Origin of the sequence: Streptomyces sp. MB09-02B, from assembly GCF_033794485.1 — a bacterium.
Classification (GTDB): Bacteria; Actinomycetota; Actinomycetes; order Streptomycetales; family Streptomycetaceae; genus Streptomyces.
In genome coordinates, this window is record NZ_JARGEE010000387.1 from 1 (window position 1) to 8,483 (window position 8,483).

Annotated in this window: 9 protein-coding genes; 1 reads left to right on the forward strand and 8 read right to left on the reverse strand. The window is 72.2% G+C overall.

Annotated features, from left to right (window positions below; genetic code table 11):
• Nucleotides 1-218 precede the first annotated feature (218 nt).
• Nucleotides 219-1,175: a diiron oxygenase gene (locus P1P70_RS35380; protein ID WP_319245139.1), complete on the reverse strand. Its 957-nt coding sequence runs from the start codon at nt 1,173-1,175 to the stop codon at nt 219-221.
• A 79-nt stretch (nt 1,176-1,254) separates the two neighbouring features.
• Entirely contained in the window at nt 1,255-1,470 is a 216-nt protein-coding gene (locus P1P70_RS35385; RefSeq protein ID WP_319245141.1) for a hypothetical protein, read from the reverse strand.
• Nucleotides 1,471-1,509: 39 nt separating this feature from the next.
• Between P1P70_RS35385 and P1P70_RS35390 the strand changes: the two genes are divergently transcribed.
• A complete protein-coding gene (locus tag P1P70_RS35390) occupies nt 1,510-2,139 on the forward strand; it encodes a hypothetical protein (protein WP_319245142.1) in 630 nt (209 codons plus the stop codon).
• On the opposite strand, the gene P1P70_RS35395 is transcribed toward P1P70_RS35390, so the two are convergent.
• The 6 genes from P1P70_RS35395 to P1P70_RS35420 form a co-directional block, all read right to left on the reverse strand.
• The gene (locus P1P70_RS35395; RefSeq protein WP_319245143.1) at nt 2,132-2,668 is read right to left on the reverse strand and encodes a DUF3291 domain-containing protein; all 537 of its coding nucleotides are present in this window, start codon (nt 2,666-2,668) and stop codon (nt 2,132-2,134) included. The genes P1P70_RS35390 and P1P70_RS35395 overlap by 8 nt on opposite strands.
• Nucleotides 2,669-2,813: 145 nt before the next feature.
• The gene (locus P1P70_RS35400) at nt 2,814-4,277 is read right to left on the reverse strand and encodes a penicillin-binding transpeptidase domain-containing protein (protein ID WP_319245144.1); all 1,464 of its coding nucleotides are present in this window, start codon (nt 4,275-4,277) and stop codon (nt 2,814-2,816) included.
• Nucleotides 4,274-5,713 carry an FtsW/RodA/SpoVE family cell cycle protein gene (locus P1P70_RS35405; protein WP_319245145.1) on the reverse strand — a complete coding sequence of 480 codons (1,440 nt, stop codon included), beginning with the start codon at nt 5,711-5,713 and terminating at the stop codon, nt 4,274-4,276. Before P1P70_RS35405 ends, P1P70_RS35400 begins: the two co-directional genes overlap by 4 nt.
• Before the next feature lie 43 nt (nt 5,714-5,756).
• A complete protein-coding gene (locus P1P70_RS35410) occupies nt 5,757-6,116 on the reverse strand; it encodes an SH3 domain-containing protein (RefSeq protein ID WP_319245146.1) in 360 nt (119 codons plus the stop codon).
• Nucleotides 6,117-6,203: 87 nt separating this feature from the next.
• Nucleotides 6,204-7,502, reverse strand: coding sequence for an ATP-binding protein (locus P1P70_RS35415; RefSeq protein WP_413471622.1), 1,299 nt, complete (start codon nt 7,500-7,502; stop codon nt 6,204-6,206).
• Nucleotides 7,499-8,407 (reverse strand): hypothetical protein, encoded by a 909-nt coding sequence (locus tag P1P70_RS35420; RefSeq protein WP_319245147.1) that lies wholly within the window; start codon nt 8,405-8,407, stop codon nt 7,499-7,501. Before P1P70_RS35420 ends, P1P70_RS35415 begins: the two co-directional genes overlap by 4 nt.
• Nucleotides 8,408-8,483: the final 76 nt, after the last annotated feature.

The window sequence follows — 8,483 nt, forward strand, 5'->3', positions numbered from 1 at the left end:
GTTGTCGGGCGCCCGCCGGCCCGGTGGGGCTTCTCGCGCAGTTCCCCGCGCCCCTGAAAAGCAGGGGCTGCGCCCCGTGCTTTTCACCCCGCTGCCCCGCCGTCTTCAGGCCCGCAGGGCCTGGTCTTTTGGGGGCGCGGGGAACTGCGCGAGCAACCACGAACCAGCCGCACCCGCCGACGTACCCGAACCCCCGAGCTCCCAGGCGCCCGAAACACCTACCCCAGCAGCCCCGACGACCTCCACATCCGCCGCCCCACCCCCCGCAGCACCCCGATGTCGTCCAGGAAGTCCGTCAACCGCTTCGCACCGGTCTGCATGACCTCCCGCCGGTGCCCACTGGCCCGCACCTGCGCGACAGCCACCCGCTGGTCGAGGCCGACGTTCGCGTAGACCTCGGGGTTGACGAACGCGACGGAGAAGACGCGGGCGAACTCGCCGGACGTGACGCGGGTGAAGCTCCGGGACAGCCGCGGAGCGGTCACCATCTGGCGGCGCAGCTCCTCACGGGCGTACCGCACATGCCGCGCCTCCTCGACCACATGGATCCGCGTGACACCCCGGATCAGCGGCTGGACCCGCTCGTCGGGGAAGGTCAGCCGCTGCATCCAGTCGAGGATCTCCTCGCCGAGCAGCGTCGCCGTGAAGGACCCCGGCGTCGTCGAGATCGTCTTGAAGACGCGGCCCAGGTTCTGGTGCAGCCGGCTCACCGGGTAGTACGGGGTGCCGCCCTTGCTGATCAGCCGGGCGAACATCTTCGAGTGCCGGCACTCGTCCTCGATCTCGGTGAGCGCGTAGCGCACGTGCGCACTGGTCGCGGCCCGGTCGTAGATGTGCCGGACGAGCAGCTGCATGAGGATGATCTCGAACCAGATACCGAGGGAGGCCAGCGCCGCGGCCTCGTGCTGGGACAGCGCGATGCGCTGCTCCTCCGACATCCTGCGCCACATCGGCGTCCCGTACAGGGACACCAGCTCCGGCGGCCAGAACCACTTCCCCTCCTCGAAGGGGGCGTCCCAGTCCAGCTCCTTGTCGGGGTCGAAGGAGTGCTTCGCGGAGGAGACGAGCAGCCGCTCGGCCACCTGTTCCCGGTCCTTGAGGAGCCCGAGCGCGTCGCGCAGCACCTCCGCCTCCGACTCGGGGTTCGTCGAATCCAGCGAGGTCACCGTAGTCATGGCTGTCGCAGCTCCTCGTACGGGAGTTCAGGGAGTTACCAGCGGTCACGGCTTATGAGACTACTTGTCAGCAAGGCCGTCAATCCTTTGCGCGTGACTTGTGCAGTAACGTGCTGGCGTGTCCATGCCTCCATCGCCCCAGCCGCCCTACGGTCAGCAGCAGCCGCCCCAGGGGCCGTACGGTCAGCAGCCGTACCCGCCGCAACCGCAGCCACCGCAGCCACAGCCGTACGGTCAGCACCCGCACGTGCCGCAGCAGTACCCGCCGCAGGCGCAGCAGTACGGTGCGCCCCATCCCGGCGGGTGGCAGCCCCCGCCGCCGCCGAAGAGCCGCGTGGGGCTCGTCCTCGGGATCGTCGGCGGGGTCGTCGGCCTCGTGGTGGTCGGGGCCCTGGGTCTGTGGGTCGTCGGGACGCAGAGCACCAGCGGTTTCCCGGAGGCCGAGTACAAGCTGGCCCTGCCCGAGACCGTCCTCGACGGTGAGTACAAGCTGGCCCAGGACCTCTCCGACAGCACGGGGCAGCAGGTGGAGGACGAGGCGGAGGGCGCCTGGGACGCGCGTGACGTCAGGGCCGCCGTCGCGCAGTACGCACCCCAGAAGGGCGGGGCCGAGGGTGCCTTGATCGTCTCGGGCATGTACGGCCGGTTCAAGAACACCGACGCCGCCCGCGACAACATGCTGAAGGGCGCGGCCGACGTCAGCTCGATCAAGGTGGTCGTGCCGCCCAGGGACTACACCCCGGGCGGCGACGACCTCACCATCAGCTGCCAGGTCGTCACGCAGGACCAGGCCGGCAGCGAGATCACCTACCCGATGTGCGCCTGGGCCGACGGCAACACCGGGGCGTCCGTCGCGGAGCTCAGCGTCGAGAGCGTCGGGCAGGACGCGTCGGAGGTCGACGTGGAGGCCTTCGCGGAGCGCACCCTCCAGGTCCGCTCCGAACTCCGGCAGCCGATCAGCTGAGCACCCCGTCCGGCGCGACGGGCTTCGACGCCGGCTCAGCCTCGGGCAGGACGTTCGGCCCCGTGCTCGGCTCCGCCGGTCCCGCCGGGAACGACGTGCGCAGGGTGAACGCGTACGGGGTCGGGCCGTGGGCGCGGAGGTGGAGGATCCGTTCCTCCGCCTCGGCCACGGTGGGCCGGCGACCGGCTGGGACCCACCACAGGGCGGTCATCGCCTCGCTCAGCCGCTCGAACCACTCCCGCCTGCGGGACATCAGCTCCCGGTGCTGTCCCTGGTACATGAAGGCGGTCAGGGCGTCGGTGTCCCGCCACACCGACATGTTGATGATCAGCCACTCGTCGCCGGGGACGGGGATGTCGGTCGCGTTGCCGGAGTCGCTCTGCAGGCGCCAGACGAAGCCGGGGGCGCGGTCCGCTACCGCGTTCACCGGGTCGAGGGCGTCGACGAAGTCCTTCAACTGGGGGGAGTCCAGCGGGGCTTGGAGGCGGGAGATGTTCACCTGGGCGAGTTCGTACGCGGCGGTCGTCATGGGCGAACGGTAGGCCGAGTGGCTTCGGCGACGACACGGCTTATCTCAGCTGGTGGTCATGCCCCTGTGCCCCTGTGCTCGTGTGTACGGCGCGCCGGTGGGGCCTCTCGCGCAGTTCCCCGCGCCCCTTCGGAGCGCGCTGCCCTCAGCCGGAAGCCTTGAGCACCGCTCTCATCACCTCCCTCGCGATCGGTGCCGCGTCACCACCCCCGCTGATGTCGCCCCGTACCGCCTCCGCGTCCTCCACCACCACCGCCACGGCCACCTGGGGTTCGACCGCGTCGTCGGACTGGGCCCAGCCGATGAACCAGGCGAAGGGGGTACCGGAGTTGCCGAGGCCGTGCTGGGCGGTGCCCGTCTTGCCGCCGACGGTGGCGTGGCGGAGAGCGGCGTTGGCGCCGGTGCCGTCCTCGACGACGCCACGCATGAGGTCGCGCAGCCGCCGCGCCGTGGTGGGGTTCATGGCCTGGCGGAGGGGGTGCGTGCCCGAGCCGGCGACCGTGCGGCCGCCCGCCGTGGTGGTGCGTTCGACGAGGTACGGCGACCGCACCGAGCCCCCGCCCGCGACGGCCGCCGTGACGAGAGCCATCTGCAGGGGCGTGGCCCGGGTGTCGTACTGGCCGATGGAGGAGAGGGCGAGCTGGGCCCGGTCCATCTCGGTGTCGAAGCTGCTGGCGGCGACCGAGAAGGGGATCCGCAGGCCGGGGTCGTTGAAGCCGAAGGCACGGGCCGTGTCCTTCATGGCGTCGAGGCCGACGTCCACGCCCAGCTTCGCGAACACCGTGTTGCAGGACCACTCGAAGGCATAACGCAGCGAGGCGTTCTCGCACCCCTCGACCTCGTTGGAGAGGGAGGTCGTGGTGCCCGGCAGGGTGTACGGGTCGGGAGAGCGCGTCGGGGCGTCGAGGTCCTCGACCACCCCGGTGTCCAGCGCGGCGGCGGCCGTCACCACCTTGAAGGTCGAACCCGGCGGATAGGTCTGCCGCACCGCCCGGTTGAGCATCGGCCTGCTCGCGTCCCCGTTCAGCCGCTCCCACGCCGCGGCCGCCGCGGGGCCGTTGCCGGAGAGCGCTCCGGGGTCGTACGACGGCCGGGACACCAGCGCCAGGACGCGACCGGTGGCCGGCTGCAGCGCGACGACAGCACCCCGGCGGGTGCCGAGGCCCAGGTAGGCCGCCCGCTGGGCCGCCTCCTGGATCGTGGTGACGACGGCGCCGCCGGCGTTCTGGTCGCGGGTGATGTCGTTCCACAGGGGGAGGAAGGACAGCAGCGGGTCGCTGCCGTCCAGGACGGAGTCCTCCGCGTGCTCCAGGAACGTCGTCCCGTACACCTGCGAGGCGAAGCCCGTGACCGGTGCGTACAACGGGCCGTCCCGGTACGTCCGTTCGTAGCGGAGCTGCTCCCCGGTGTCCGTCGAGCCGGTGACCGGGCGTCCCTCGACGACGATGTCGCCGCGCGGCTGGCCCCAACGGGCGATCTCCGGACGGCGGTTGGCGGGATTGGCGTCGTAGGCCCGGGACTGGACGACCTGCACACGGGTGGCGTTGGCGAGGAGGGCGAACAGCAGCAGGGCGCACAGGGCGGCGGCCCGGCGGATGTACTTCGTCATGCGCTCCGCCCCTCCCGCAGGGCGCTCCGGCCCTCCGGGCCCCCATGGGGGTCCCCGGACGGCGGCCCGGGGGCGTACTGCCGTCTGGAGGAGTCGCTGAGCCGGATCAGCAGGGCCACGATGACCCAGTTGGTGACGACGGAGGAACCGCCCTGGGCGAGGAAGGGCATCGCCATGCCGGTGAGCGGGATGAGGCCGGTGACACCGCCGGCGATGACGAAGACCTGGAGGGCGATGATCGAGGCCAGGCCGGTGGCCAGCAGCCGGCCGAAGGGGTCGCGCAGGGCGAGGCCGGCCCGGTAGCCGCGCTCCACCAGCAGGGCGTAGAGCAGGAAGATCGCCGAGAGTCCGGCCAGACCCAGCTCCTCCCCGGCCGTGGCCAGGATGAAGTCGGACTTGACGGCGAAGCCGATCAGGACGGAGTGGCCGAGGCCGAGCCCCGTGCCGAGCAGCCCGCCGGCCGCGAACGCGAAGAGGGACTGGGCCAGTTGGTTGGCCCCCTGCCCCGCCTCGATCGACGCGAACGGGTGCAGCCAGTCCTCGACGCGGCTGTGGACGTGCGGTTCCAGCCAGCCGACGGCGACCGCGCCCACGCACGCCAGCAGCAGTCCCACCGCGATCCAGCCGGTGCGGCCCGTGGCGACGTACAGCATGATCACGAACAGGCCGAAGAACAGCAGGGAGGTGCCCAGGTCCCGTTCCAGGACCAGGACGCCGACGCTCAGCAGCCAGATGGTGACGATCGGGCCGAGGACCCGCCCGGTGGGCAGTTGGAGGCGCTTGAACCGCCAGATCTGACGTCCGGCGTACGCCAGCGCGCTGCGGTTCGCCGCGAGATAGCTGGCGAAGAACAGCGCGAGCAGCACCTTCGCGAACTCGCCCGGCTGGATGGAGAACCCGGCGATCCGTACCCAGATCCGGGCCCCGTTGACCGGCGGGAAGAGGATCGGCAGCGCCAGCAACGCGAGCGCGGCCACCACCGAGACGTACGCGTACCGCTGGAGCACCCGGTGGTCGCGCAGCAGCGCCACCACCGTGATGAACAGGGCCACCCCGAGCGTCGACCAGTTCAGCTGAGCGGGCGCCGCCTGGTCGGCCGGGGTCTCCAGGTCGAGCCGGTGGATCAGCACCAGGCCCAGGCCGTTGAGGAGTACCGCGATCGGCAGCAGCAGCGGATCGGCGTACGGCGCCCGCAGCCGGACCACCAGATGGGCGAGCAGCGCGAGCACGCCGAGCCCGGCGCCGTGGTCGGCGGCGCCGGGCGGGACGGTGCCGTTCTTGGCCAGACCGACGGCGCAGTAGCCGTACACGGAGAGCAGGACGGCCGCGACGGTGAGGGTGAGCTCGACGCCTCGGCGCCGGAGCAGGCGTACGGCGGGCGGCGGGGACGGATCCGAGGGATCCGCCGCCAGGGTCGTTCCGGCCTTGGTGGTCATGACCGGAACTTACCCAAATGCACTGCCTTGTGTGTCTTGTCGCTCAGGCGTCGCACCAGCGTGGCGCCTTGAAAGGGGCGATGTAGCGGGCCGAGCCCCAGGCCCACGTCCCGTCGACGAGCAGGTACCACTGCCGGCTGCCGTCCACGCTCTGGCCCTCGGCCCGGCAGTAGATCTTGATGATCTCGCCGTAGTGCGCGACCCGGATGACCGAACCCCCTCGGGTCGGCGCGCTGCGCAGGACCAGGCCGGCCCGGGCGACGACCTCGCCGTCGACGATCTGCTCGCTCTTCCGGGGGTCCTCCTGTTCGGCACCGGCGGCGGGAGTCGTGGCGGCGTACGCCAGGAGAGCGCCACCGGCAGCGGCTATACCGAACCGCATGAGCAGAATCCGCAGGGACATCTGATGCTCCTCCAGGAAAAAGGGGGCGAGGCTGACTGTTCGCCACGTTAGGAGGAGCGGAGAGAGGGCGCCTTTCTCGATGGGCCATCAGGGCGCGGGCAGGCGCAGAACGGCCAGAGCACCCCCCTCCGGGGCGTTCTCGAACTCCAGCCGCGCCCCCAGGACCTCCGCCTGCCCCACCGCGATCGTCAGACCCAGCCCGTGCCCCTTGCCGACACCCTCGGTACGAAACCTCTGCGGCCCCTCGGTCACCAGATAGTCCGGGAACCCGTTCCCGTGGTCCCGTACGGTCACCGCCGCCCCCTCCACGGTCAACACCACCGGAGGCGCCCCGTGGTGATGGGCGTTGGCCACCAGGTTCGCCACCACCCGCTCCAGCCGCCGCCGGTCCGTCTCCACCCACGTGTCCTCCACGACCCGCACCTCTGTGTCGCCGCTCGCGTGCGCGGCCACCCGCTCGGCCAGCAGTCCGAGCCGGATCGCGTCCACGTCCAGCCGCTCGCTCCCCGCGTCCAGCCGCGAGATCTCCAGCAGGTCCTCGGTCAGCGTCCGCAACGCGGCGACCCGGTCCCGCACCATCTCCGTCGGCCGCCCCGCCGGCAGCAGCTCCGCCGCCGCGTGCAGCCCGGTCAACGGCGTACGCAGCTCGTGCGCGACGTCCGCCGTGAACCGCTGCTCGCCGACCAGCTTCCGCTGCAGCGTGGACGCCATGGTGTCGAGCGCGGTGGCCACCGCGGCCACCTCGTCGCGGTACCGCGCCGGGTCCGTCGTACGGGGGTCGCCGACCCGTGCGTCCAGGTCGCCCGCGCTGATCCGCCGGGCCACCTGGGAGGTCGTGCGCAGCCGCCGGGTCACCCCGCTGACGCCGAGCGCGCCGACGACCAGCGTCACCCCGATCGCCAGCGCCGAGGAGCCGAGGATGGCCCGGTCGAGGTTCTCGATGGTGGCCGCGCTCTGCGCGTAGTCGATCCGTACGGCGAGGGCACGGCCGTCGGCGGGGGCGGCGGCCCACATCGAGGGAACCCCGGAGACGACCCCGACCATCGTGCCGCGCTGCCCGCTCACCGCCAGCTCGCGGAGCTCCCCCGGCAGGCCTCGCGGGTCGATGCCGGAATCGGGCGGCAGCCGGTTCCCCGCCTCGTACGCCTGTGCCGCCTCGTCGAGCCGGACGAGGGCCCGGGAACGGGCGTCGCTCACGGTCCGGTTGGTGACCGACACATGGACGAGGGCGCCGAGGAGTGCGGCCAGCCCGCAGCACATGACCGTGATGAACGCCAGCGCCTTCCAGGTGAGCGAGGAGGCCCACCGGGGCAGGCCGAACCGTTTCCGCCCGGGCCGTGTGGGCCTCGTGGACCTCGTGAGCCCCGTGGGCCTCGTGGCGCTCACCCGGGCCTCACCGAGGAGGGGGCGGAGGGGGAGGGGGAGACGGAGGCGGAGGACCGGGACGGCTTCGCCGATCCGCCCACGCGCAGGATCTCGTCCCGGGTCAGCAGCATCGCCAGTTGGTCCTCGTCCCAGGTCCACTGTGTGCGGTACTCGTAGCCGACGATGCCCGCGGGGGAGCGGATGATCACGGTCGGGCCGGCCAGTTCGACCGCGAGCACGGCGTCGTCGCTGGCCAGCACCTGCACCAGTCGGTCCGCCTGGAAGGTGTACATCCGCACCGCTGTCTGATTACCGGGCAACAGCCGGAAGCCGAGCACCATGTCGTCGCGCCCGTCGCCGGTGAGGTCCCGGTAGTAGGCCTTGAGCACGGGGCACTTGGCACGGTCGGTGTTCGTGCCGGCGGCTCGGTCCGTGCCGGCGGTTCGGTCCGTGTCCGTGCCGACGGTCGCGGCTGGGTCGTTCGTGTCGGCCGGTGGCTCCGTGTCGGCGGTGGCGGCTGGGTCGTTCGTGTCGGCCGCGCCGTCCGTTCCGCCCTTTCCGCAGTCGGCCATGCGCGCGGTCGTTCCCCCGTAGACGGCCCCGGACCCGGCGTACACCTCGGGGTGCGCGGCGATCTCCGCGCGGACGACGGCCAGCGGGTCCACCTTGTGGATGTCCTCGCCGGGGGCCCTGATGCCCCTGACCACCTCCGTCTCGGCCTCGCCGTAGTCGTACGCGGGAGAGGACGCGGGCGGCTCACCGGGCCACAGCCGGGTCGGGCCGCTCGCGGTGGGTGTCGCGCCCGTGCTCACCAGGCCGCCGGAGTCGCCACAGCCGCCCAGCAGCAGGACGGCGGCCACGGCGGCGAAGGCACCGGCAGCGGCGCGCGCGCCGACGGCAGCGCGCGCGGGGCGGCTGGGGGACACGGGACTCCTGGGCGTACGAGGACGGAGGGAGCGGAGGGAGCGGAGGGGGCGAGGGGGCGAGGGGGCGGAGGGGGCG